20 protein-coding genes, 2 pseudogenes and 1 riboswitch are annotated in these 22,444 nt (G+C 73.0%); of the genes and pseudogenes, 7 read left to right on the forward strand and 15 right to left on the reverse strand.

Translation table 11 applies throughout. The features are described from left to right. Window positions 1-122: 122 nt before the first annotated feature. Entirely contained in the window at window positions 123-923 is an 801-nt protein-coding gene (locus ACMXN5_RS02140) for a helix-turn-helix domain-containing protein (RefSeq protein WP_380000661.1), read from the forward strand. Between the two features lie 100 nt (window positions 924-1,023). On the opposite strand, the gene ACMXN5_RS02145 is transcribed toward ACMXN5_RS02140, so the two are convergent. The 6 genes from ACMXN5_RS02145 to ACMXN5_RS02170 form a co-directional block, all read right to left on the reverse strand. Next, window positions 1,024-2,001, reverse strand: a complete 978-nt coding sequence (locus tag ACMXN5_RS02145) for a ribonucleotide-diphosphate reductase subunit beta (protein ID WP_439677932.1) — start codon at window positions 1,999-2,001, stop codon at window positions 1,024-1,026. 17 nt (window positions 2,002-2,018) lie between these two features. Beyond that, window positions 2,019-4,337, reverse strand: coding sequence for a ribonucleoside-diphosphate reductase subunit alpha (locus ACMXN5_RS02150; RefSeq protein ID WP_439677933.1), 2,319 nt, complete (start codon window positions 4,335-4,337; stop codon window positions 2,019-2,021). A 77-nt stretch (window positions 4,338-4,414) separates the two neighbouring features. Beyond that, a riboswitch (cobalamin riboswitch) is annotated at window positions 4,415-4,668 on the reverse strand. 429 nt (window positions 4,669-5,097) lie between these two features. After that, window positions 5,098-5,286 (reverse strand): hypothetical protein, encoded by a 189-nt coding sequence (locus tag ACMXN5_RS02155; protein ID WP_439673735.1) that lies wholly within the window; start codon window positions 5,284-5,286, stop codon window positions 5,098-5,100. A 159-nt stretch (window positions 5,287-5,445) separates the two neighbouring features. Continuing rightward, window positions 5,446-6,006 (reverse strand): G/U mismatch-specific DNA glycosylase, encoded by a 561-nt coding sequence (gene mug / locus ACMXN5_RS02160; protein WP_439677934.1) that lies wholly within the window; start codon window positions 6,004-6,006, stop codon window positions 5,446-5,448. Between the two features lie 80 nt (window positions 6,007-6,086). Continuing rightward, on the reverse strand, window positions 6,087-6,911 hold the full coding sequence (locus tag ACMXN5_RS02165; protein WP_439673736.1) for a GNAT family N-acetyltransferase: 825 nt from the start codon (window positions 6,909-6,911) through the stop codon (window positions 6,087-6,089). Window positions 6,912-6,916: 5 nt separating this feature from the next. Then, a complete protein-coding gene (locus ACMXN5_RS02170; protein ID WP_439673737.1) occupies window positions 6,917-7,396 on the reverse strand; it encodes a MarR family winged helix-turn-helix transcriptional regulator in 480 nt (159 codons plus the stop codon). 182 nt (window positions 7,397-7,578) lie between these two features. On the opposite strand from ACMXN5_RS02170, the gene ACMXN5_RS02175 reads away from it, so the two are divergent. Then, window positions 7,579-8,346 carry an amidohydrolase family protein gene (locus ACMXN5_RS02175; RefSeq protein ID WP_439673738.1) on the forward strand — a complete coding sequence of 256 codons (768 nt, stop codon included), beginning with the start codon at window positions 7,579-7,581 and terminating at the stop codon, window positions 8,344-8,346. A gap of 28 nt (window positions 8,347-8,374) precedes the next feature. Here ACMXN5_RS02175 and ACMXN5_RS02180 read toward each other — a convergent pair whose 3' ends face one another. After that, window positions 8,375-9,925, reverse strand: coding sequence for an ATP-dependent DNA ligase (locus ACMXN5_RS02180; protein WP_439673739.1), 1,551 nt, complete (start codon window positions 9,923-9,925; stop codon window positions 8,375-8,377). A 314-nt stretch (window positions 9,926-10,239) separates the two neighbouring features. After that, window positions 10,240-11,682 (reverse strand): adenylosuccinate lyase, encoded by a 1,443-nt coding sequence (purB, locus tag ACMXN5_RS02185; RefSeq protein WP_380000668.1) that lies wholly within the window; start codon window positions 11,680-11,682, stop codon window positions 10,240-10,242. Between the two features lie 127 nt (window positions 11,683-11,809). On the opposite strand from purB, the gene ACMXN5_RS02190 reads away from it, so the two are divergent. Then, window positions 11,810-12,142, forward strand: coding sequence for a YnfA family protein (locus tag ACMXN5_RS02190; RefSeq protein WP_439673740.1), 333 nt, complete (start codon window positions 11,810-11,812; stop codon window positions 12,140-12,142). A gap of 60 nt (window positions 12,143-12,202) precedes the next feature. After that, a pseudogene (locus tag ACMXN5_RS02195) lies at window positions 12,203-12,592 on the forward strand (class I SAM-dependent methyltransferase); the annotation flags it as partial. A gap of 28 nt (window positions 12,593-12,620) precedes the next feature. Here the strand turns inward: ACMXN5_RS02195 and ACMXN5_RS02200 are convergent. The 4 genes and pseudogenes from ACMXN5_RS02200 to ACMXN5_RS02215 form a co-directional block, all read right to left on the reverse strand. Continuing rightward, complete coding sequence (locus ACMXN5_RS02200) at window positions 12,621-13,688, reverse strand: EamA family transporter (RefSeq protein WP_439673741.1); 1,068 nt, start codon at window positions 13,686-13,688, stop codon at window positions 12,621-12,623. A gap of 31 nt (window positions 13,689-13,719) precedes the next feature. Continuing rightward, window positions 13,720-14,469: a GOLPH3/VPS74 family protein gene (locus tag ACMXN5_RS02205; protein WP_439673742.1), complete on the reverse strand. Its 750-nt coding sequence runs from the start codon at window positions 14,467-14,469 to the stop codon at window positions 13,720-13,722. A gap of 122 nt (window positions 14,470-14,591) precedes the next feature. Beyond that, a pseudogene (locus tag ACMXN5_RS02210) lies at window positions 14,592-14,801 on the reverse strand (hypothetical protein); the annotation flags it as partial. Between the two features lie 9 nt (window positions 14,802-14,810). Further along, window positions 14,811-15,701 (reverse strand): SPFH domain-containing protein, encoded by an 891-nt coding sequence (locus ACMXN5_RS02215; RefSeq protein WP_439677935.1) that lies wholly within the window; start codon window positions 15,699-15,701, stop codon window positions 14,811-14,813. 371 nt (window positions 15,702-16,072) lie between these two features. Between ACMXN5_RS02215 and ACMXN5_RS02220 the strand changes: the two genes are divergently transcribed. Further along, complete coding sequence (locus ACMXN5_RS02220; RefSeq protein WP_439673743.1) at window positions 16,073-16,264, forward strand: hypothetical protein; 192 nt, start codon at window positions 16,073-16,075, stop codon at window positions 16,262-16,264. A gap of 252 nt (window positions 16,265-16,516) precedes the next feature. Here ACMXN5_RS02220 and ACMXN5_RS02225 read toward each other — a convergent pair whose 3' ends face one another. From ACMXN5_RS02225 to ACMXN5_RS02235, 3 genes are all read right to left on the reverse strand, one after another. Further along, window positions 16,517-18,559 carry a hypothetical protein gene (locus tag ACMXN5_RS02225; protein WP_439673744.1) on the reverse strand — a complete coding sequence of 681 codons (2,043 nt, stop codon included), beginning with the start codon at window positions 18,557-18,559 and terminating at the stop codon, window positions 16,517-16,519. Window positions 18,560-18,770: 211 nt separating this feature from the next. Beyond that, the gene (locus ACMXN5_RS02230) at window positions 18,771-19,421 is read right to left on the reverse strand and encodes a response regulator transcription factor (protein WP_439673745.1); all 651 of its coding nucleotides are present in this window, start codon (window positions 19,419-19,421) and stop codon (window positions 18,771-18,773) included. Continuing rightward, entirely contained in the window at window positions 19,418-20,683 is a 1,266-nt protein-coding gene (locus ACMXN5_RS02235; RefSeq protein WP_439673746.1) for a sensor histidine kinase, read from the reverse strand. The genes ACMXN5_RS02230 and ACMXN5_RS02235 overlap by 4 nt, the downstream gene beginning before the upstream one ends. A gap of 206 nt (window positions 20,684-20,889) precedes the next feature. Here ACMXN5_RS02235 and ACMXN5_RS02240 point away from each other — a divergent pair, with 206 nt between their 5' ends. Both ACMXN5_RS02240 and ACMXN5_RS02245 read left to right on the forward strand, forming a co-directional pair. Next, on the forward strand, window positions 20,890-21,612 hold the full coding sequence (locus tag ACMXN5_RS02240) for an ABC transporter ATP-binding protein (RefSeq protein ID WP_439673747.1): 723 nt from the start codon (window positions 20,890-20,892) through the stop codon (window positions 21,610-21,612). 53 nt (window positions 21,613-21,665) lie between these two features. Continuing rightward, window positions 21,666-22,430 carry an ABC transporter permease gene (locus ACMXN5_RS02245; protein ID WP_439673748.1) on the forward strand — a complete coding sequence of 255 codons (765 nt, stop codon included), beginning with the start codon at window positions 21,666-21,668 and terminating at the stop codon, window positions 22,428-22,430. The last annotated feature ends 14 nt before the right edge of the window (window positions 22,431-22,444 follow it).

Here is a 22,444-nt window from a genome sequence, read left to right on the forward strand (position 1 = left end):
GATCCGCCGTGCCCGGCCCGCCGCTCGGCGGGCCGTGGTGACGATCCTGCGAGCGACCCGCCCGACAGGACAATTCCCGCAAGGGAATTGCTCCCGGTGCTCGCACTGCCTAGAACTGCCCCATGAGCACGATCACCCACGGCCCGGACTTCCCCGCCGAACTGCGGCGCTGGCGTACCGCTCGGCGGCTGAGCCAGCTGGAGCTGGCCGCCCGCGCGGAAACCTCCCAGCGGCATCTGAGCTTCATCGAGAGCGGTCGGTCCCGGCCCGGCCGAACCATGATCATCCGGCTCGCCGAATCCCTGGAACTGTCGCTGCGCGAGCGCAACGCGCTGCTGCACACCGCCGGCTTCGCGCCGGTGTTCCCCGAGTCCGATTGGGACGCCCCGATGATGCGGCCGGTCCAGGAGGCGCTGAGCGCGGTGATCGAGGGCCATCTGCCCTATCCGGCGATGGTGCTGCGGCCGTACGGGCAGATCGTGGCGGCCAACGCGGCGATCGACGTGCTCACCGACGGCGCGGCCCCGGAGCTGCTCGGGCAGCCGATGAACATGTTGCGGCTGATGCTGCATCCGCGGGGCATGGCGACGCGGGTGGAGAACCTGGCCGCGTGGGGCCATCACGTCATCGAGAACATGCGGGCCCGGGCGCTGCGCAGCCCCGATCCGCTGCTCGACACGTTCATCGAGGAGTTGCGCGGCTACGTCCCGAACGTGGAACCGGGCCCCGACCACCTCGGCTTCGCGGTGCCGCTGCGGTTGCGGGACCCGGCGAGCGGGGGCGAGTTGCGCCTGCTCACCACGCTCACCTCGTTCGCGACGGCGACCGACGTCACCGTGTCCGAACTCCACCTGGAGGCGTTCCTGCCCGCCGACGAGGCGACCGCGACCGCCCTGCGCCGCCGTGCCGCCGAACGCTCGTGAGCCCTGGCGGGGCCGACCGCCCCCGAAACGCGCGAAACCGCCGTGCCGCCCCGGAATCGGGACGGCACGGCGGTGGGGTACTCGGGCACACGAACCCGGGTCAGAAGTCCTCGTCGAAGGAGACCGATCCGGTGACCGCGACCTGGTAGGCCGACACCCGCCGCTCGAAGAAGTTCGACAGCTCCTGGACGTCCTGGAGTTCCATGAAGCCGAACGGGTTCGCCGAGCCGTACACCGGCGCCATGCCCAGCTGGGCGAGCCGCCGGTCGGCCACGTGCTCCAGGTAGGAGCGCATGTCGGCGACGGTCATCCCGGACACCCCGCCCTGGAGCAGGTCCTCGGCGAACGCCGTCTCCGCGTCCACCGCCTCGGCCAGCATCCGCCGTACGTCCTCGGCGAGTTCGTCGTCGAACAGGCCGGGCTCCTCGGCCCGCACCGTCTCGACCACGGAGAACGCGAAGTCCATGTGCGCGGACTCGTCGCGGAAGACCCAGTTGGTCCCCGAGGCGAGGCCGTTGAGCAGCCCGCGCGAGCGCAGGAAGTACACGTAGGCGAAGGCGCCGTAGAAGAACAGCCCCTCGATGCACGCCGCGAAGCAGATCAGGTTGAGCAGGAACTGCCGCCGGTCGTCCCGCGATTCGAGCCGGTCCAGGCCCATCGCCGAGTCGATCCAGCGGAAGCAGAACTCCGCCTTGCGCCGGATCGACGGGATGTGCTCGACCGCGGCGAACGCCTGCTCGCGCTCCTCGTGGTCGGGCATGTAGGTGTCGAGCAGCGTCAGGTAGAACTGCACATGGACGGCCTCTTCGAAGAGTTGCCGCGACAGGTACAGCCGGCCCTCGGGCGAGTTGATGTGCCGGTACAGGTTCAGCACCAGGTTGTTCGCCACGATCGTGTCGCCGGTCGCGAAGAACGCGACCAGGCGCTGCACGAGGTGCCGCTCCGCCGGGCTGAGCTTGTCGAGGTCGGCGAGGTCGCTGTGCAGGTCGACCTCTTCGACCGTCCAGGTGTTGCGGATCGCCGCCCGGTACTTCTCGTAGAAGTCCGGATACCGCATCGGGCGCAGCGTGAGGTTCATTCCGGGATCGAGCAGGCTCACGTGCACGCCTCACATGCTTCGGGGTTCTCCAGCGAGCAGGCGATGACCTCGACGTCCGAGATCTCCTCGACCGGCGCGGCGGACGCCTGCGCGGGCACGGTCGCCTGCTGGATCCGCGTCGCGGGGCGCGAGCGCAGGTAGTACGTGGTCTTGAGACCGGTGGACCACGCGTAGCGGTACATCGAGGACAGCTTGCCGATGGTCGGGTCGGCCATGAACAGGTTCAGCGACTGCGACTGGTCGATGTACGGCGAGCGGGCCGCCGCCAGGTCGATCAGCGCGCGCTGCGGCAGCTCCCACGCGGTGCGGTACAACTCCCGTACGTCCTCCGGGAGTTCGGCGATGCCCTGGACCGAGCCCTCGGCGCGCTTGATCCGGTCGCGCACCTCGGGGGTCCACAGGCCGCGGGCCTTGAGCTCGCGCACCAGATAGCCGTTGATCTGCAGGAACTCGCCGGACAGCGTCTCGCGCTTGAACAGGTTGGACACCTGCGGCTCGATGCACTCGTAGGCGCCCGCGATGGAGGCGATGGTCGCGGTCGGCGCGATCGCCACGAGCAGCGAGTTGCGCAGCCCGTGCTCGGCCACGCGGGTACGCAGCGCGTCCCAGCGCTTGGTCTGGGTCGGGTACACGCCCTCCCACAGGTCCGGCTGGAGCCGGCCGCGCGCGGCGTGCGTCTCGGCGTAGGCCGGGTGCGGGCCGTGTACCTCGGCGAGCGCCGAGGAGGTCTCCAGGGCGGTGAGGTAGATCTCCTCGGAGATCAGCGTGGACAACTCGCGCGCCTCGGCCGAGTCGAACGGCAGGCCGAGCGTGAAGAACACGTCCTGCAGGCCCATCAGCCCCAGGCCCACCGGGCGCCAGCGCGGGTTGGACGCGGCGGCCTGGTCGGTCGGGTAGTAGTTGATGTCGATCACGCGGTCGAGGAAGATCACCGCGGTGCGCACCGTGGCGCGCAGCTTGTCCCAGTCCATGCCCTCGCCGGCGACCACGTGCGCGCCGAGGTTGACCGAGCCGAGGTTGCACACGGCGGTCTCGCCGTCGCTGGTGACCTCCAGGATCTCGGTGCACAGGTTGGACAGGTGCACCACGTTGCCCGGCTCGGCGGCCTGGTTGCAGGTCCGGTTGGCGGCGTCCTTGAAGGTCATCCAGCCGTTGCCGGTCTGCGCGAGCGTGCGCATCATCCGGGCGTACAGGTCGCGCGCGGGCATCTGCCGGACGAACCGGCCGTCCCGCTCGGCGGCTTCGTACACCTTGTCGAACTCGGCGCCCCACAGGTCGGGCAGCTCGGGCAGCTCGTTCGGGTCGAACAGCGACCAGACGCCGTCCTCCTCGACGCGCCGCATGAACAGGTCCGGCACCCAGTTGGCCAGGTTGAGGTTGTGCGCGCGACGCGCGTCCTCGCCGGTGTTCTCCCGCAGTTCGAGGAACTCCAGGATGTCGGGGTGCCAGGTCTCCAGATACACGCAGGCCGCGCCCTTGCGCCGGCCGCCCTGGTTGACCGCGGCCACCGACGAGTCGAGGGTCTTCAGCCACGGCACGATGCCGTTGGAGTGCCCGTTGGTGCCCCGGATCAGCGAGCCGCGCGAGCGCACCCGCGACCAGGCCACGCCGATGCCGCCGGCGAACTTCGACAGCCGGGCGATTCGCCCGTACATGTCGTAGATCGACTCCAGCTCGTCCTTGGGCGAGTCGAGCAGGTAGCACGAGGACATCTGGGTGTGCACGGTGCCGGAGTTGAACAGCGTCGGCGAGCTGGGCAGGTAGGCCAGCGAGGACATCAGCCGGTAGAAGCCGATCGCCTCGCCGGGCTCCTTGGACAGACCGCACGCCACGCGCAGCAGGAAGTGCTGCGGGGTCTCGACCACCTTGCGCGAGACGGGGTGGCGCAGCAGGTAGCGGTCGTAGACGGTGCGCAGACCGAAGTACTCGAAGCGGCGGTCGCCGTCGGCGTCGACGGCGGCGTCCAATTCGGCGGCGTGCGCGGCGACGAACGCCGCGGTCTCCGCGCCGATGATGCCCTCGCGGTGACCGAGCGCGATGCCGGCGCTGAACGAGGCGACGCCGGCCTCGGCGGCCTCGTCGGCGATCCGGCCGGCCAGCAGGCGCGCGGCGAGCCGCGAGTAGGCGGGCTCCTCGGCGATCAGCTCGGCGGCGGTGCGCACGGCCAGGTCGGCCGCCGCGCCGCGGTCCGCACCCTCGTTCAGACCCGCGACGACCCGGCGGACGACCCGATCCGGATCGACCTCCGGCAGATCGCGCGCCTGGGTGCGCACCAGGGTGGCAAGGCGGTCCTCGGGGCTCTCGTCGACCCGCATCCGGGTCGCGCCCACGCTGTCCACAACGGTCACGTGCTCTCTCCTCGCGAGCTCGTACGTACAGGTGACCCCACGCCCGAAGGCGCGGGCAGCCGGCAGGTATTCGGACTCGCGGGCATGCCGGGGCACCGCCGGGCACGGCGTGTGCTCGGTGGTCCGCGGAGTGCCTAGGGGTCGTCGCTTCCCGTACGCCCTTCGGCGTCCGGCGCTCCATGACGACTTTCGTTCCCGCTCACCGCTGCGGGGGCAGTTCCGGCCTCGCACCGGATTCCCTCTTGCCTCGCCTTCCCGGAAACTCCGGTCGGGCGAACCAGCTGCGTCGCAGAGCATATATGTAGTGGCGGGGTGGTCGTCGCACCCCCAGGTGTTGTGTCGCGTCCCGATTCCCGGCGTGTCACGGTTCGCCGGAGACGTGCCCGGGTGGTACGACCGGCGGGCAATTGCGACGCGCGTCGAGCACCCCGAACCCCCGCTCCCCCCGCGCCCGTCCGGCCCCACCGGGCCTGCGCGGGCCGCGTGGGACGGGGCCGAGGGCGGCGGGAACGCGGCGGGGACGGACCGGATCGACGGTGCGTCGCGCGTCGGCCGCCGCGCCGATCGGCCGGCAAATTCCTTCCCCGCCGGGCGTGTCGGAGGACGCGTGACAAGAAGCACATCGCGCGGCGGTCGGCCGATTCACGCGGAGCGGATCGGCGGCCCCGGCCCTCGGGTCGGGCCCGGCGGGGGCGCCTCCGGGCCCGGATCGCGTCATGTGGCCGGCTCACGGGCGACGCGTGCGCGGGCTCGGTCCGGGTGGGCGGGCGTGTCGGGGCGGGCTGCCTTGCGGTCGGTCCGTCGGCCGGGGTACCTCCCGGCCCGAGTCGCGCCATTCGGCGACCAACGCCTCGTAGACGGGAGTCTCGAACGTCTCGGTGGGCCACGGCCCGTACGGGGCTCGCAGGATCTTCATGCCGACCCAACCTCACGAGGGGGCGCGAAGTAACCACCAACCGGGTGATGCCACTCGGTCGATTGACGGCCCCGCCCCCGAGCCGGGTCACCCACGCCGACGCCCGATCGCCGCCACACAGGGTGAGCGGCACGGATGGCACCCCCGCGCGCGGCCCTCCTACTCGGTCGGGTACGCCGCGGCGCGCAGGGCGGTGAAGGCTTCGGCGAGGGCCGCGGCCGTCCAGTGGGCGTTCAGGCCGCTGGGGTTGGGGAGTACCCAGATTCCGGTGTCGTCGATCGTCTCGGGCTGACGGCCGACCACCGCCTTGGGGCGGCCGAAGCCGGTGCGGTATGCGCCGATGCCAAGGACCGCCAACCAGGCCGGTCGGTACCGGCGTACCTTCGCGGTGAGCGCCAGGCCGCCGGCCCGGTACTCCTCCTTCGTCAACTCGTCGGCGCGCGCGGTGGTTCGGGCCACCACGTTGGTGATGCCGAGGCCGAGCGTGGTCAACTCGCGCTGCGCGGCGGGCTCGATCAGGCGCGGGGTGAAGCCCGAGGCGTACAGGGCAGGCCAGAACCGGTTGCCGGGACGGGCGAAGTGGCGCCCGGTGGCGCCCGACCACAGGCCCGGGTTGATCCCGCAGAACAGCACCCGCAGGTTCGGCGCGATCACGTCCGGGATGCTCCGACCGTGCGCGGCGGCCAACTCGTCGGCGGTGGGGTTGCGTCCGGGCGGGATGGGCAGCACGATCGACGCGGCGGCATCGGTCTTCGCGCCCGCCGCGCCCGCCTCGGCCGCCCGCGCCTCGTCCCTCTCGCTCACGGCGCCTCCGCGATCATCGCCGTCCCCACCGAGCGGAAGCCGATCCGGTCGTACACCCGCGCGACGTCCTCGTCCCCCGCGCTCAGGAACACCGTCTCGCTCCCGCCCTCCAGCGCGTGCCGGGCCAACTCCCAGGTCACCGCCGCCGCGAGGCCGCTGCGCCGGGCCGCCGGGAGGGTGGCCACGCCGACGATCTCGGTCGTGTCGTACAGGTGCTGGTAGCTGCCCACACACAGCGGTCCGGCCGGGCTGTACGCCGCGAACATCACCGTCTCGCCGCTGCGCAACCGCTCGTTGAGGTAGGACAGCAGGCCCGGGTCCTGGCCGAGCGCGGCGGTGTCCCGCTCGGCGGGCCCGTCGGAGCCGGGCGCGGTCCCGGGGTTGGCGAAGCCGATCGCCGCGACGCTGTGCACGATCGCCAGGTCGGTGGCGTCGGCGCGGATTCGCCGCAGCGTCACCAGGTCCGGCAGATCCGGGCGCTCGGCCGGATGTTCGTCCGGGTCGAGCACCATCAGCGGGTGCTCGTGTATATGCAGTTCGGCCTCGATCGCGGCCGCCCGCAGCGCGGGGGTGGTCTCGTGGACCCATTCGAACGTCTCGGGCACTTTCAACTCTCTCTGCCGCGCCCGCACCGCGCGCACGTCCGCGACGGTGGGCTCGGCGAGGCCGCCGAGCGTGGGTCGGGCATAGTAGGGCCACCCTTCGCCCTCCCGGACGAACAGCGTCAGCGCGCCGATCACCTCGGTGCGGGTGAACCGGCGGGGCACCGCGTCGTAGAAGATCTCCAAATGCGCGCGCAGTTCCGCGGCGGACTTCGGCATGCGGGTCAGTGTGACACGGCCGTCGGCACCGGTTCGGCCCGGTGTCCGAAGCCCGCGTTCGACCCGAAGCCCGCCTTCAACCGGCCCAGGAGTTCGGACAATCGCTCCGCGTCCTCGTCCGGCCAGTCGGCCAGCCGCTCGGCGACCACCGCGAGGCAGCTCTCGGTGGCCCGGTCGACCACGGCGCGCCCCTCCGGGGTGAGTCCGAGCAGCACCGACCGGCCGTCGCGCGGGTCCGCGCGGCGGGCCACCCAGCCGTGTTCGACCAGGTGCGCGAGGTGTCGGCTGACCACGGACATGTCCAGGTCGAGGAGTTCGGCCACCCGCCCGGCGCGCAGCGGTTCGGCACTGCGGCCGAGCACGAACAGGACCGCGGAGCCGGACGGCAGGCTGCCGGGCGGGACGGCCTTGGCGAGGCCGCGGTGTACGCCGACGATGCCCTCCAACTCGGTGAGCAGGTGCCGACAGGCTTCCCTGGTGGCCATGGCGGCTCGCTCCTTCCTGTGCGCGGGCGGTCGTGCGCCCGCGCCGCGGCGACTTCGTTGCCTGTCACAACCATAGAAGAAATTAGTTGCATTTGACAACTTCTCCGGCCGGCGAATCCGCCATGCCCGGCCGGCGCCCGGGTACGGTATGCGGCGTTCCCGCAGCCGACGGAGGCACCGCCGTGTCCGGATCGCCCGCTCGTCGCGTGTTCGACGCGCACCTGCACATCGTCGACCCGCGTTTCCCGCTCGTCGCCAACCACGGCTACCTGCCGCCGACCTTCACCACCGCCGACTACCTGGCCCGGGCCGTCCCGCTCGGCGTGACCGGTGGCGCGGTGGTGTCCGGCTCCTTCCAGGGCTTCGACCAGACCTACCTCCTCGACGCGCTGGCCCGACTCGGCCCCGCCTTCGTCGGGGTGACCCAGCTGCCGCCCGACGTCCCCGACCGGCGGATCGCCGAGCTGGACGCGGCCGGGGTGCGGGCGATCCGGTTCAACGTCCGGCGCGGCGGCTCGGCGACGCTCGACCACCTGGACCGGCTCGCCCGCCGGGTCCACGAGATCGCCGGCTGGCATGCCGAGCTGTACCTCGATGCCCGCGATCTGCCCGACCTGCTGCCGGTGTTGACCGCGCTGCCGAGGGTGAGCATCGACCACCTGGGGCTGTCCCGGGAGGGGCTGCCGCATCTGCTGCGGCTGGTCGAACACGGCGCCCGGGTCAAGGCCACCGGCTTCGGCCGGTTCGACGCGGACGTACCCGCGGCGCTGCGCGCCGTCGCCGCCGCCGACCCGCGGGCCCTGCTCGCCGGCACCGACCTGCCCTCGACCCGGGCGCCCCGCCCGTTCCGGGACGCCGATCTCGACCTGATCGCCGACTCGGTCGGGCCGGACCTGGCCGCCGCCGTCCTGTACGACAACGCGCACGCCCTCTACCGTCCGCGCGGGTAGGCCCTGTCCGGCGGGTCGTCTGCACCCCTCACTCCCGGGCCGCGAGCGCCCGGACCGTGTCCATGTCGTCCGCCTCCGCGGCCGTCTTGTCCTCCCGGTAGCGCAACACCCGCGCGAAGCGCAGTGCGAGGCCGCCGGGATAGCGGGTGCTGGTCTGCAACCCGTCGAAGGCGATCTCCACGACGAGTTCGGGTCGCACCCACACGGTCCAGTCGTCCCGGCGCACCTCGAGTTCCCGCAACCGTTCGGTCTGCCACGCGAGCAGTTCGTCGGTGAGCCCCTTGAACGTCTTGCCGAGTATCACGAACCCGTCCCCGCCCGGATCCCGCGCGCCCAGGTGCAGATTGCTCAGCGTGCCGCGCCGGCGGCCGTGGCCCCACTCGGCGGCCAGCACCACCAAGTCGAGGGTGTGCCGCGGTTTGACCTTGACCCAGCCGGCGCCGCGCCGACCCGCCGTGTAGGGGGTGTCCAGGGACTTCACCACCACTCCTTCGTGGCCACGTGCGACCGCGTCGGCGAAGAACGCATGCGCCGCCGCGTCGTCCCCGGTGACCAGCCGGGGCACCAGGAGTTCGGGCGGCGCCAGGTCCGCGAGCGCGGCCCAGCGGTCCGCGCCGGGGCGGTCGATCAGGTCCTCGCCGTCCACGTGCAGCACGTCGAACAGGTACACCGTCAGCGGCGTCTCGGCCCGCAGCCGCGCGGCGTCGCGGGTCCCGGTGCGGGAGGCGGTGATCTGGAAAGGGTGCGGCCGACCGTCCGGGCGCAGTGCGATCGCCTCGCCGTCGAGCACGGCGGTACGCACCGGCAACGCCCGTACCGCCTCGACCAGTTCGGGTACGCGCGGGGTGATGTCGTCCAGGCTGCGGGTGAACACCGCGACACGATCGCCGTCGCGGTGGATCTGCACCCGGATGCCGTCGATCTTCCACTCCAACGCGACCTCGGCGGCGGGTTCCTTGGCCCGCAGCTTGGCCAGCGCGCCGGCCACGTCCGGCGCGGCGGCGGCGAGCATCGGGCGCACCGGGCGGCCCACGTCGAGGGTGAGCGTGTCGAGCGCGGCCCGGCCGCCGTGCAGCGCGGCGGCGGCCACCGGCCCGGCGGCGCCGCGCAACATCAGCGCCCGCCGTACCGCCGTGGCCGGGACCTCGGCGGCGCGGGCGATCGCGTCCGCCATCACCCCGTCCAGTGCGCCCTGGCGTACCTCGCCGACCAACAGCCCGATCAGGAAGCGCTGTTCGACCTCGGTCGCGCGGGCGAACAGCGCGTCTAGCGCGGCCCGTCGGGCGGCCTGCGAGCCGGTGCCGGTGGTGGCCCCGATCGCGGCCAGCGCGGCGTCCACCTCCAGAAGGGTCAACGACGGCTCGGCCGCGGGCGGCGGCACCGCACGCAGCATGGCGGGCCCCACACCGATCTGCCGCTGGGTGAGCGTGCCCGCGAGATAGGCGACCACCACGGTCGCCTCGTCCGGCTCCGCCCGCCGCAGACAACCGGCCACCAACTCCGCCTTCGCGGTCCGCCCGGACTCCCCCGCGATCTCCCCGGACACGACGGCCACCTCACGAAACGACAGCGACCCCACGCCCACCACTCCTCCCGACGACTCCCCCCACCATGACCGCCGAGACGGGATTTCAATCCCCGGCCGCGGGTCGCGCGCCCGGGTCCGACCGACTCGCCGCGACGGGGGCGGCCCCGTGGTATCCGACTCGACCGGAGGCCCGCCGGTGCTGCCGCCACCGCGGCACCGGAGCCGGCCGCCGTCACGTCGGGGCGACCGGGAGCCCGGGAAGCCGAACGCCGAACGGGCCGGGGACAGGAGTGGAACGCCGAACGGGCCGGGGCATGCAGGGGATCCCCACACGCCCCGGCCCGTTCGGCCGCAGGTGCGATTGCCTAGAGGATCGCGCCCGGACGGTACTTCGCCGCCTCCGGGTGCTTCTCCGCGACCGCCTCCACCCGGCGGACCACCTCGGCCACCTGGGCCGCCGCCGCACCGGTGAACGACAGCCGGTCGGCGAGCAGCGTGTCGAGCGCGGCCCGGTCCAGCGGCAGCCGCTCGTCGGCGGCCAGGCGGTCGAGCAGTTCGTTGCGCTCGACGCCCTCCCGCAGCGCCAGCGCCGAGGCGACCGCGTGCTCCTTGATCACCTCGTGCCCGGCCTCGCGCCCCACGCCACCGCGGATCGCGGCCATCAGCACCTTGGTCGTGGCCAGGAACGGCAGGTAGCGGTCGAGTTCGCGCGCGACCACGGCCGGGAACGCGCCGAACTCCTCCAGCACGGTCAGGAACGTCTCGACCAGCCCGTCGAACGCGAAGAACGCGTCCGGCAGCGCCACCCGCCGCACCACCGAGCAGGACACGTCGCCCTCGTTCCACTGGTCGCCCGCCAACTCGCCGACCATCGAGGCGTAGCCGCGCAGGATCACCGTGAAGCCGTTGACCCGCTCGCACGAACGTGTGTTCATCTTGTGCGGCATCGCCGACGAACCGACCTGACCGGGCTGGAAACCCTCGGTGACCAGCTCGTGCCCGGCCATCAGCCGGATCGTCTTGGCCAACGACGACGGCGCGGCGGCCAGCTGGACCAGCGCGGTCACCACGTCGTAGTCGAGCGAGCGCGGGTAGACCTGGCCGACCGAGACGAACGCGTGCTCGAAGCCCAGGTGCGCGGCGACCCGCCCCTCCAGCTCGGCCAGCCGGTCCTCGTCGCCGCCGAGCAGGTCGAGCATGTCCTGCGCGGTACCGACCGGGCCCTTGATCCCACGCAGCGGGTAGCGGGCGATCAGGTCCTCGAGGCGGTGGTAGGCCACCAGCAGCTCGTCGGTCGCCGACGCGAACCGCTTGCCCAGCGTGGTCGCCTGCGCGGCGACGTTGTGCGAGCGGCCGGCCATGACCAGCTCGGCGTACTGCGCGGACAGCTCGGCGAGCCGGACCAGCAGCGCGACCACCCGGTCGCGGACCAGTTCGAGCGAGGAGCGGATCTGCAACTGCTCGACGTTCTCGGTCAGATCGCGCGAGGTCATGCCCTTGTGCACGTGCTCGTGGCCGGCGAGGGCGTTGAACTCCTCGATCCGGGCCTTGACGTCGTGCCGGGTGACCCGCTCGCGTTCGGCGATCGAGGCCAGGTCGACCTGCTCCACCACCCGCTCGTAGTCGGCGACCGCGCCCTCGGGCACGTCGATGCCCAGGTCGGCCTGGGCGCGCAGCACCGCGAGCCACAGTCGGCGCTCGAGCACCACCTTGTACTCGGGGGACCACAGCGTGGCCAGCGCCGGGGAGGCGTAGCGGTTGGCCAGAACGTTCGGAATGCGGGGCTTGCGCACAGGCTGGGACGTCACGACCGGGGAGTTTACCGAGCCGCCGACCCCGCTCTCACCGGCCGTCCACGATCGTGGACGCCCGGCGGGCCCGGTGCGCGTGCGCCGGGTGTTCGGCCGCGCCGCGCTTCGCCCCTACGGTACGTCCATGATCGTCGCGCGCTCCCTGGTCCTGTTCGCCCTCGCCGCGCTCGCCGAGATCGGCGGCGCGTGGCTGGTCTGGCAGTCCGTGCGCGAACACCGGCCGTGGTGGGTGGCGGGCCTCGGGGTGATCGCGCTGGGCGTGTACGGGTTCGTCGCGACCCTCCAGCCCGACGCGAATTTCGGTCGGATTCTGGCCGCCTACGGCGGGGTGTTCGTCGCGGGCTCGCTGGCCTGGGGCATGGTCGTGGACGGCTTCCGCCCGGACCGCTGGGACGTGGCCGGCGCGAGCGTGTGCCTGGTCGGCGTTGCGCTGATCATGTACGCGCCGCGCCGCTGACACCCCCGCACCACCGGTGCGGTCGACGGCCCGGCCGGCGGCGAGGGGACAATCGACGGCATGGACAAGATCCGGCCCGCCTACGAGGAACTGGGCGCCGAGGATTTCTACGCCCGCCACGGGGCGGAGTACCGCAACCCGCACGAGCCGCGGGTGCGGGCGGTGCTGGCCGAGGTGCTGACCGGGCCGTTCGCGGCCGAGCCCGGGTTGGCGGCCTCGGTGCTCGATCTGGCCTGTGGCAGCGGCGAGGCCACCCTGGCGCTGCGCGACCTGGGTGCGCGGGAGGTGACCGGCGTCGATCCATACACCGGAGATGCCTACCTGGAGCGGACCGGGCGGCCGGCCGAGCCGTTGCGGTTCGAGCAGATCGCGGCGGGCGCGCTCGCCGGGCGCACGTATTCGCTCGTGGTGTGCAGCTACGCGCTGCACCTGCTCGCCGAGTCGTGGCTGCCGGCGCTGGCCTACGCGCTGACCGAGGTCACGACGGCGTTCGTTGTGGTGACTCCGCACAAGCGTCCGGTACTACGGCCGGAGTGGGGGTGGCACCTGCATCGGGAGTCGCTCGTGGATCGGGCCCGGGCCCGGGTGTATCGGACATTCCCGGAGTCGACCGAGACCGCCGCGCCTGCCGGGTCCGCCGGGGCTCCCGGGGCGACTGGGCGAGGGTGACGCCCGCGCTGGCGATCACCACCAGCGCGATGCCCACGATCTGCACGAGCACCAGCGACTGGTGCAGCACCAGGAAGCCGGCCATCCCGGCCACCGCCGGTTCCAGGCTGGCCAGCAGGCCGAACGTGGCCGGCGGCAGGTGCTTCATCGCGAGCATCTCGAGGCTGTACGGCAGCGCCGAGGACAGCAGCGCGACACACGCGCCCAATCCCAGCATCTTCGGCTCGACCAGCGCGGAGCCGGCCGTCGCCACACCCAGCGGGGTCACCAGCACCGCGGCCACCACGAAGCCCAGGGCCAGGCCCTCGATGCCGTCGAAGCGCGCGGAGATCTTCGAGGCGACCACGATGTAGCCCGCCCAGCAGGCCGCCGCGGCCAGGATGAACACCACCCCGACCGGGTCGAGGCCACCGAATCCGCCACCGCCGAGCAGCAGCACACCGCCGGCCGCGAGCACGATCCACACCATGTCGCGCAGTCGGCGGGACAACACCACGGCCAGGCCGAGCGGGCCCAGGAACTCCAGCGTGACCGCGGGTCCCAGCGGGAGCCGGTCGATGGCCTCGTAGAAGCACATGTTCATGCCCGCGAACATCACGCCCAGGCCGCCGACCACCAGCCAGTCGCCGCGCGAACGCCCGCGCACCCGCGGCCGGGAGAAGGCGAGCAGCAGCGCGGCGGCGATGACCAGCCGCAGCGTGACCGCACCCGCGGGCCCCACCTGCGGGAAGAGCCGGGCCGCGAACGCGGCGCCGAACTGGATCGAACAGGCACTCGCCAGCACCAACAACACCGCGCGCCCGCGCGGTCCCGGCAACAACCGGTCGGTGAGGGCGAGATGCGGGCGTGCCGGGGCGTGGGTGGTGCGGGGGGTCATTCCTCGACAGTACGGACACCGTCAAGCCGGTTCAGCCGGCAGCGGACAACTCGGCCTTCGTATTGCGCACCGCCTCGCGCAACGCGTCGGGGACGGGGCCGAGGTCGGCCGACAACGCGCGGATCCGGTCCTTCGCCTCCCGGCGTTCCCGGCCGCCGAGCACGGTGCGCAGTTCACCGTGGTAGGCGAGTACGGCCAGGGCCGCGTCCGGGGTGGGCACCTCGGCGACCCGCCCCCGGAGCGCGGCGCGCATCGCGTTGATCGCCGCGACGCGCATCGGTGCCTGCCGCAGCACGAACCGGCGGTACGGGATGAGCCCGAACAGGCGGCGCGTCTCGTACCGGATCACCCGCTGCCGCACCAGCGCGTCCGCGACCAGGTCGACGGCGTGGCGGTCGCGCTTCTTCACCCAGTGGCGCCAGCGGTACGCCCGTTCGCTCGCCTCGATCCGGGCCAGCAGGTCGGCCGCCAGCTCACACGGCGGCACGGCCGCTCGGGCCCGCGCCGTCCGCCCCGGCGTCGCCCGGACCCTGCCGGCGTCGTCGTGGATCAGGCCCAGGTCGTGGAGCTCGTACAGGGCCGCCGCCTGCAGCGTCGCCCCGAGGTGGGTGCGGCTCAGCATGAGTTGCCGTTCGGGGCTGTAGGCCAGCAGGAACACTCGTTGGGGCAGTGTCGCGTGCACATCGACCTCCTCGGCGCCGGGGCGTCGGATCGTCTTCGGGATGGTGGTTCGGTCCGCCTGTGCGGTGGCCCGCGAGATGGCCCGCGAGGCGGTCGTCACGGCGCGGTCTCGACGTCGCCAGGGTCGCCACCGTCGCCGCCGCGCCGACCAGGAGTGCCAGGGTCGCCTCGATCGCCACCGTCGCCTCCACCGGGCTCGGTATCGGAATCGGAATCGGAGGCCGAGCCGGCCGGCGGAGCCGACTTGGGCGGGCGGCCCCGTCGGGCCGGTCGCCCGGCATTGCCCGGCATCCGACCCACGTCGCCCAGCGCACGGCGCAGCAGGAACTCGATCTGCGCGTTGGTGCTGCGCAGTTCGTCGGCCGCCCACTTGGCGATCGCGTCGTGCACGGCCGGGTCCAGCCGGAGCAGGATCTTCTTGCGTTCGGTCACGGGGACCGACTATGCGTACAGGGAACCCGTGTTGACCACGGGCTGGGTGGCCTGGTCGCTGCACAGGACTACGAGCAGGTTGCTGACCATGGCCGCCCGACGGTCGTCGTCGAGTTCCACCAGGTCGCCTTCCTCGAGCCGGTTCAGCGCCAGTTCGACCATGCCCACCGCGCCCTCGACGATCCGCTGCCGGGCCGCGACCACCGCGCCGGCCTGCTGGCGACGCAACATCGCCTGGGCGATCTCCGGCGCGTAGGCGAGCCGGGTGATCCGCGACTCGACCACGCTGACCCCGGCCGAGGCGACCCGGGCACCGATCTCGGCGGACAACTTGCCGGTGATCTCGTCGGCGTTGTCGCGCAGGGACATGCCGCCCTGGCCGTGGTCGTCGTACGGGTAGCTGTTGGCGATGTGCCGCACGGCGGTCTCGGTCTGGATGGCGACGAACTCCTCGAAGTCGTCCACCTCGAACTTGGCCTGTGCGGTGTCCTCGACCTGCCAGACCACGACCGCGGCGATCTCGATCGGATTGCCGTCGTTGTCGTTGACCTTGGCGGTCTGCGTCTCGTGGTTGCGGATCCGGGTGGAGACCTTGGTGCGGTCGGTGAACGGGTTCACCCACCGCAGCCCGTCCTTGCGCACCGTGCCCTTGTAGTGCCCGAACAGCTGAAGCACCCGCGCCTCGCCGGGCGCGACGGTGGTCAGCCCACACAGCCCGAACAGCGCCAGGACGATGATCACGATCCCACTCGTGACGGCGGCCACCTTCCGGCCGTCGTCCAGGAGCGCGCCGACCACGGTCAATCCGATGCCCCCGGCGATACAAAGCACCCCCACGGCCAACGCGGGCAACCCGGCCGCCCCCGTCACCACTCGCTCCCGCACCTGAGGCGCCGGCATCTCCACGACAGTCCCGGACCCGAAATCACTCACGACGCCCACTCCCCACTCGACCAACCTGCCATCACCACCATAGCAAAGTGATATCACTTTTCCGCAATCCCCAAACCACCGACCAGCCCTCACCGACAGGCACCACAGCCAGGCGACGAATCGCCACCCGACCGCCGGCGGGCGTCCGCCCCGAGCCGCGGGCAGGAGGCGCGGATGACGGCGGGCGGGGGTCGGCGAGGGCCGCCTCCCAGGCCGAGCACTGCCGTAGCGCCCTCATCGGCGGGGGCTCACGGCCGCACCACACCCGCTCGGCGCCCGGCCGCCGACGCGCGCTCCGTGCGCCTCCGTGGTCGGGGACGTGCGCGACCACGGATGCGGTGGCGCGGGCGCTGGTCGGTGTGGACGCGGTGTGTCATCAGGCGGCCAAGGTCGGGCTCGGGCTGGATCTGGGGGACGCACCCGACGGCCCGGCCATCGTCCGCGGCATCGTCGAAGCCCGCGCGGGCCGGGTCGCGGTCGCCGACACGGGCACGGGCTGCCGCTTCGAGGTGCGCCTGCCGGCGGGGTGAGGCCGGGGGTGCTCCGGGCCCGCCCGCCGGCGGGTCGCTCACACGTGGGCGACGCGGGCGGCAAGCGGGCCGGCAGCCCGACGGGCGGGCGGGCGCGCGGCGGACGACGTGGCATGCGGGCGGCTTGGGGCCTCGACGCCCGACGAGTGGCCGTGGTCGTGTCCGGGGTGGGCGCCGCCGTGGTGGTCGGGTCGGTGGCAGTGCGCGGGGCGGGTGAACACCCGGTCGGGTGCCGGGCCGGTCGCTTCCCGATCAGGTCAGCGGCTTGATGGTGCCGCCGGATTTGAGCGTGGCCGTCACCTGGGGGCGGGCCGTGGTGTTCGGGGTGACGCCGGGGGACTTGAGGATCAGTTGGCGGGCGTCCGCCGAACCGGTGAGGGGGGCGGAGGCGGTCAGCTTGACCACGTCCCGGCTGCCGGCCGCGACCAGGTACCAGGTGCCGGACCGGGCGCGCCACCACGTGGCGGTGACGATGTCGTTGGCCGAACGGCTGCACGCGGGCGAATCGGCGAGCCGCTCGACGGTCTGCGCGCCGGCCGCGTTCGCCCCGGGCGGCAGGAACTGGACCACGACGTCGCCGCCACCCCGACGGTCGAACGCGTGCACGCACGACCACATGCCCTCCCCGGCCGCCTCCGGCAGGTCGAAGTGCGCGAACTCCCAGTTGTCCACCAGCCGCAGGCCCCGCCCGCGCAGCGTCTCCAGCACACAGGCCGTGCGCGACCAGACGCTCAGCGCCCGCTCGGTCGAGGCCGCCTCCGCCGGCCGGCCGGTGTGCGCGAACTCCGGCGGCGGCATGTAGGTGAGGTGGGTCGCGGACACCTCGCCCAGGTCCGCGAGCAGGTACGGATGGCCGTCGGCGGCCCGCCTGGACACCAGTTCGAGAACCGGCACCGTCGCGCAGCCCTTGGCCACCGTGCCCGGATCCGGCATCGGGGCGGTCGTTCCGTCGGTGACCGGCAGCGGCCTGCTCTTGTCGTCGGGCCGGCGCAGATCCCGCGTCGCCGCCTCGTCCACCCATGGCGCGAGCAACATCCGCACGCCCGCCACACCCCGGTGCAGCACCACGGCCGAGGCGGAACGGGCGTCCGAGTCGTCGGCTGCGGCCACGTCGAGACGGTGGCCGCCGTGCTCCTCGGTGTACCGGGCCAGGCGCGTGCCATCGGTGAGCAGGACCACCGCGGCCTCCGCGACGTCGCCCGCGTACAGCAGGCGCGGCAGGCCGATCGGCGGGCCGGCGGCGGCGCCCTGGCCGAGCGCGACGATGGTGCCGGCCTCGGGCTCGACCCAGGCCCTGACCGCACGCCGGGTCAGCGCCTGGTCGCCGGCGCGCGCCCCTCGGGTGGACCAGACGTCGAAGTCCAGCCGGGTGGTGGTTGTCCAGGCACCGGCCGGGACCATCCGGGGCGGCCCGACCACGACCCGGGCGGCGGGCGCGACGTGGGTGCCGGACCCGGTCGCGTCGCCGACATACGAAACGAGGACGGCCGGCACCGCCGCGACCGCGACCGCACCCAGCGCGGTACGCCTCCGGCGTCGTCGGCGCAGCAGGTCCGACGGGGTGGCCCGGAGCGTGCACGGGTCGAAGTGGGCGGCGTTCAGCAGTCGCTCCGCCGCCGATCCGGGCCCGTCGGCGCGGGCCGGCGGGCCGGCCGCGAGTGCGTCGGCCTCGGCCTCTGCGCTCGCGATGTCCTCGACGCCGGCGATCAGCAGCAGTTCGACCACCCCGGCCGGGTCGAGACCTTCGAGCACCCGCAACACGTAGGCGGCCCGCCCCGGCCCGGACAGTCGGCCCAGCGCCTGTTCGATCGCCGGCTCGTCGGCGCCGCCGCTCGGCGGGAACAGGCGCAGCCCCCAGACCTGCGGCAGCGCCGCCGGCCGGGCCGCCCACCGCCGGGTGGACCGACATCGCAGCAGCGCGCCGCGCACGGTCCGCAGCCGAACGAGTTCCGCGTCACTCATCCCCGCCGCGCCCGGTCGACGCCCGACGTCGCGCCACCGACCGGGCAGTGCGTCCTGGACCAGGGCGTGGGCCGTGAGCACCCGGCGGTGCCGCTCCAGGCCGGGCGGCAGGATCAGGTAGGCGAGCCGCACCAGTTCGGGGTAGCGGCCGACCACCAAGGCCTCGGTCCGGTGCACCGCGCGCCCGTCGAGCCGCCGCCGACACAGGTCGGCCAGGTCGGCCAGGCCCGCCCGGGCCCGGCGCGCCCGACCCCCGATGCTCGGGTCGCTTCCGAGCTCCCGGACGGACTCGGCCGTCGGTTCGTACGCGCTCTCGTGACCGCCGCGTGGCATGTGATGGGTCCCCTCTCGCCGCGCCGTGGTCGACGCCCGCGACTGGGTGCGGGGCCGTGCGCACGGTGGCCAACGAGCGCCCTCGGAAGGGGTCACACATGGTACGAAAATCCGTCTTGTGTGACTCTTTTCGGTCCCCTCGCCTGCCCCCCGAGTCGCGATCGGCAACCTCCCGACGCGCCACCCGCCGGCCGCCGGCCCCACCCCGGGGTCAGCCCGGCGCGACGAACCCCGACTCGTAGGCCGCGATCACCGCCTGGGTGCGATCACGCGCGCTCAACTTGGCCAGCAGCGCGCTCACATGGCTCTTGACCGTCTCGGTGCCCAGGTACAACTCCGCGGCGATCTCGGCGTTGTTCAATCCCCGGGCCATTGCCCGCAACACGTCGGCCTCACGATCGGTCAGCTTGGCCCGGGCCACCGCGTCGCTGCGCGCGGTCCTCCCGAAACGCTCGGCCAAGGCGCGCAGCTTGGCCGGGAACAGCAGCGAGTCCCCCGTGGCCAGCGTCCGCACCGCGTCGGTGATCTCCGCAGGACGGGCCCGCTTGAGCAGGAAACCGTGCGCGCCGACCCGAAGCGCCTCATAGACGTATTCGTCGTTCTCGAATGTGGTGATGATCAGGATCTTGGGCGGCTGATCGAGGTGCGCGAGGAGGTCGCGGGTGGCCTGGATGCCGTCCACCCGGGGCATGCGTACGTCCATCGCGACCACGTCCGGGCGCAGCGAGCGGACCAGCGCGAGCACCCCCGCGCCGTCGCCGGCCTCGCCCACCACCTCGAAGTCGGGCTGTGCGGCCAGGACGGCCCGCAGGCCGGCCCGCACCAGTTCGTTGTCGTCCACCAGCAGAATCCGGATCGTCACGACGCCCACCGTAGGGGCAGCCGGGCATGCACCCGCCAGTAGCCGTCGTGCGGCCCCGCGGTGGCCTCGCCGCCGAGCAGCGCGGCCCGCTCGCGGATGCCGCGCAGCCCGCTTCCGCTGCCCTCGCCGGTCCCCCGCCACCCCACCTCGGCCGAGGCCGTGTCGTTGCGCACGGTCAACTCGACCTCGTGGTCGTGCACCGCGACCGTGACCTCGACCGGCACCGGACCGGCGTGCCGCAGCACGTTGGTCAGCGATTCCTGCACGATCCGGTAGCCCTCGCGCGAGATCACCGCCGGCACCGCGTCGAGCGAGCCCAGCACCCGCACCTCGACCGAGGCGCCCGCGCCGCGCGTGGTGTCGGCGAGCACCTTCAGCTCGGCCAGCCCCGGTCGGGGCGCGGCCGGCTCCGGCGCGTCGCGCAACAGCAGCAGCATGCGTTCCAGGTCCTCCAGGGCCTGCCGCCCGGTCACCTCGATCGCGTCCAGTGCCCGGTCGGCGAAGACCGGGTCGGTGTCGAGCAGTTGCCGTGCCGCGCCCGCCTGGAGCACGGTCACCGACAGCGCGTGGCCGATCGAGTCGTGCAGTTCGCGCGCGAGCCGGTTGTGTTCGAGCAGTTGCTCGGTGCGCCGTTCGAGGGCGGCCAGCTTCTCGCTCGCGGACGGCCCGAGCAGCCGCTTGGCCAGCACGGTGAGCAGCAGGCCCGCGCCGACCAGGTAGGCCAGCGCCGCGACGATGACGGCCAGGCCCAGCGGGACCAGCCACCAGTGCGCGGCGCCGCCCGGGAAGCTCGCCCCGTCGAACGCCAGACCGTCGCCGGTGGCGGGCGACCCGATCATCGCCACGGCGGTGAAGATCGCGGACGCCGCCGGCGCGAGCCCGAGCCAGCCCAGTTCGACCCGCAACACCAGCCACAGTGCCGTGCGCCAGCGGTCGGCCCAGGTCTGCGACCGGGTGACCGCGATGTCGCTCTCGTCGCCGGGGCGCAGCAGCAGCCGGGCCTGGAACCCCTCGAACCGGCGCGCCTCGGCGATCAGCCCGAACGCGGTCAGGATCGGGACGGGCATGGCCAGCAGCGCGACGCGATAGCCGAGCCCGCCGCCGCCCTCCAGACCGGGATGGACCATGGCCACCGCGACGCCCAGGAGCAGGCCCGTGAACAGGTGGAAGCCACGCGTGTAGGTGGCGGCCGTGACCAGGGGCCGGGCGAGGCGACGGAGCCGGGCGCGCGGCGAGCTGCGGGACGAAACGATGCGGAACACCCCGCCATCCTCCTGGGCCGCCCCGGCGGCGACCTCCCCCGCCCGGGGGAGATCGTCCCCACGGTTGGGGGATCCGGCCCGAGGTCCCCGAGTCGCAGTCTTGAGGCACCGCAGCAACCGGGCGGCGACAACCGGGTGTCGACGAGGTCTTCGGGCCCGACACCCTCCGCATCGACTCGGCCGAACCGGCCCGGGGAGCACCACAGATGATCCGCATCCGAAACCTGACGAAGCGCTACGGCGACGTCCTCGCCGTCGACGACCTCGACGTCGGGATCGCGGCCGGCACCGTGACCGGCTTCCTCGGTCCCAACGGCTCGGGCAAGTCGACCACGATGCGGATCGCCCTGGGCCTGGACCGCCCGACCTCGGGCGGGATCACCATCGACGGCCGGGCCTACGGCGAGTTGCCCGACCCGCTGCGCCACGTGGGCGCCCTGCTGGACGCGGGAGCGGTACACCGGCGCCGGCGCGGCTACGACCACCTGCTCTACCTGGCCCGGTCCAACCGCATACCGAGGTCGCGGGTCGACGAGGTGCTGGCGCAGGTGGGGATGACCGACGCGGCCCACCGCCGCGCCGGCACCTACTCGCTGGGGATGCGCCAGCGCCTGGGCATCGCCGCCGCGCTGCTCGGCGACCCCGGCGTGCTGATCTTCGACGAGCCGGTCAACGGCCTGGATCCGGAGGGCATCCGGTGGATCCGCGAGCTGATCCGCTCGCTGGCCGCCGAGGGCCGCACGGTGTTCGTGTCCAGCCATCTGATGAGCGAGATGGCGCTGACCGCCGACCACCTGGTGGTGATCGCCGGCGGGCGACTGCTGGCCGACGCCACGCTGACCGACTTCGTCGGCGACGGCCCGTCCCTGGAAGAGGTCTATCTCCGGCTGACCGCCGGACACGAGCAATACGCGGGAGGTGGCCGGTGATGACCACGGCAAGGCAGAAAACCACGACAGCACGGGAAACCCGGGAAACGCGTGTGCCCAGGACAAGCTTCGCGGCGGCCCTGGAGGCCGAGTGGATCAAGCTCCGCTCGGTGCCGTCGACCCGCTGGCTGCCCCTGGCCACTGTGCTCTCGATCGCCGGGGTTAGCGCACTGGTCGACGGGTTCGTCGCCGAGGGCCAACGCCGCGAGGACGGCGCCGAATACGACGCGTTCACCCTCGTGCACTACGGCGTCAACTTCGGCCAACTGGCCCTGGTGGCCTTCGCGGTGCTGGCGGTGGCGGGCGAATACGGTGCGGGCACCATCCGCGCCTCGCTGGCCGCGGTACCCGACCGGCGGCTCTTCGCCGCCGCCAAGCTGACCGTGATCACCGCCGTGGCCCTGGTCACGGCAATCGTGTCGAGTCTGACCTGCACCCTGGCGGCCCGGTTGTTGCTGCCCGCCGGCGACATCTCGTTGACCGCCGCGGCCACCTGGCGCACGGCATTCGGCCAGGTGGTCTATCTGGTGCTGCTCGCGGTGATCTGCGCGGGCGTCACCTTCGTGCTGCGCACCCCGATGGCCTCGATGGGCCTGCTGATCCCGCTGATCTTCCTCGGCACGGCCGCGCTGACCGCGATACCCGGGGTGCGCGAGGTGGCCAGGTTCCTGCCGGACAAGGCCGGGCAACGCATCATGCGGCTGCACGAGTTCAACGCCTACGAGTTGGCTCCATGGCCGGGCGTGGTGGTGATGGCGCTGTGGGCGATCGCGGCGGTGGTCGCGGCGGTGACGGTGTTCCGCCGGCGCGACGTGTAGGCACGGCAACGCCG

The organism is Embleya australiensis, from assembly GCF_051903075.1.
GTDB lineage: Bacteria > Actinomycetota > Actinomycetes > Streptomycetales > Streptomycetaceae > Embleya.

Coding starts and splice junctions, on each gene's coding strand:
- ACMXN5_RS02155 (WP_439673735.1), bottom strand. CDS start 5,286: ATGAAGATCCTGCGAGCCCCGTACGGGCCGTGGCCCACCGAGACGTTC.
- ACMXN5_RS02165 (WP_439673736.1), bottom strand. CDS start 6,911: ATGCCGAAGTCCGCCGCGGAACTGCGCGCGCATTTGGAGATCTTCTAC.
- ACMXN5_RS02190 (WP_439673740.1), top strand. CDS start 11,810: ATGATCGTCGCGCGCTCCCTGGTCCTGTTCGCCCTCGCCGCGCTCGCC.
- ACMXN5_RS02140 (WP_380000661.1), top strand. CDS start 123: ATGAGCACGATCACCCACGGCCCGGACTTCCCCGCCGAACTGCGGCGC.
- ACMXN5_RS02240 (WP_439673747.1), top strand. CDS start 20,890: ATGATCCGCATCCGAAACCTGACGAAGCGCTACGGCGACGTCCTCGCC.
- ACMXN5_RS02170 (WP_439673737.1), bottom strand. CDS start 7,396: ATGGCCACCAGGGAAGCCTGTCGGCACCTGCTCACCGAGTTGGAGGGC.
- ACMXN5_RS02200 (WP_439673741.1), bottom strand. CDS start 13,688: ATGACCCCCCGCACCACCCACGCCCCGGCACGCCCGCATCTCGCCCTC.
- ACMXN5_RS02215 (WP_439677935.1), bottom strand. CDS start 15,701: ATGCCGGCGCCTCAGGTGCGGGAGCGAGTGGTGACGGGGGCGGCCGGG.
- ACMXN5_RS02145 (WP_439677932.1), bottom strand. CDS start 2,001: ATGAACCTCACGCTGCGCCCGATGCGGTATCCGGACTTCTACGAGAAG.
- ACMXN5_RS02150 (WP_439677933.1), bottom strand. CDS start 4,337: ATGCGGGTCGACGAGAGCCCCGAGGACCGCCTTGCCACCCTGGTGCGC.
- ACMXN5_RS02225 (WP_439673744.1), bottom strand. CDS start 18,559: ATGCCACGCGGCGGTCACGAGAGCGCGTACGAACCGACGGCCGAGTCC.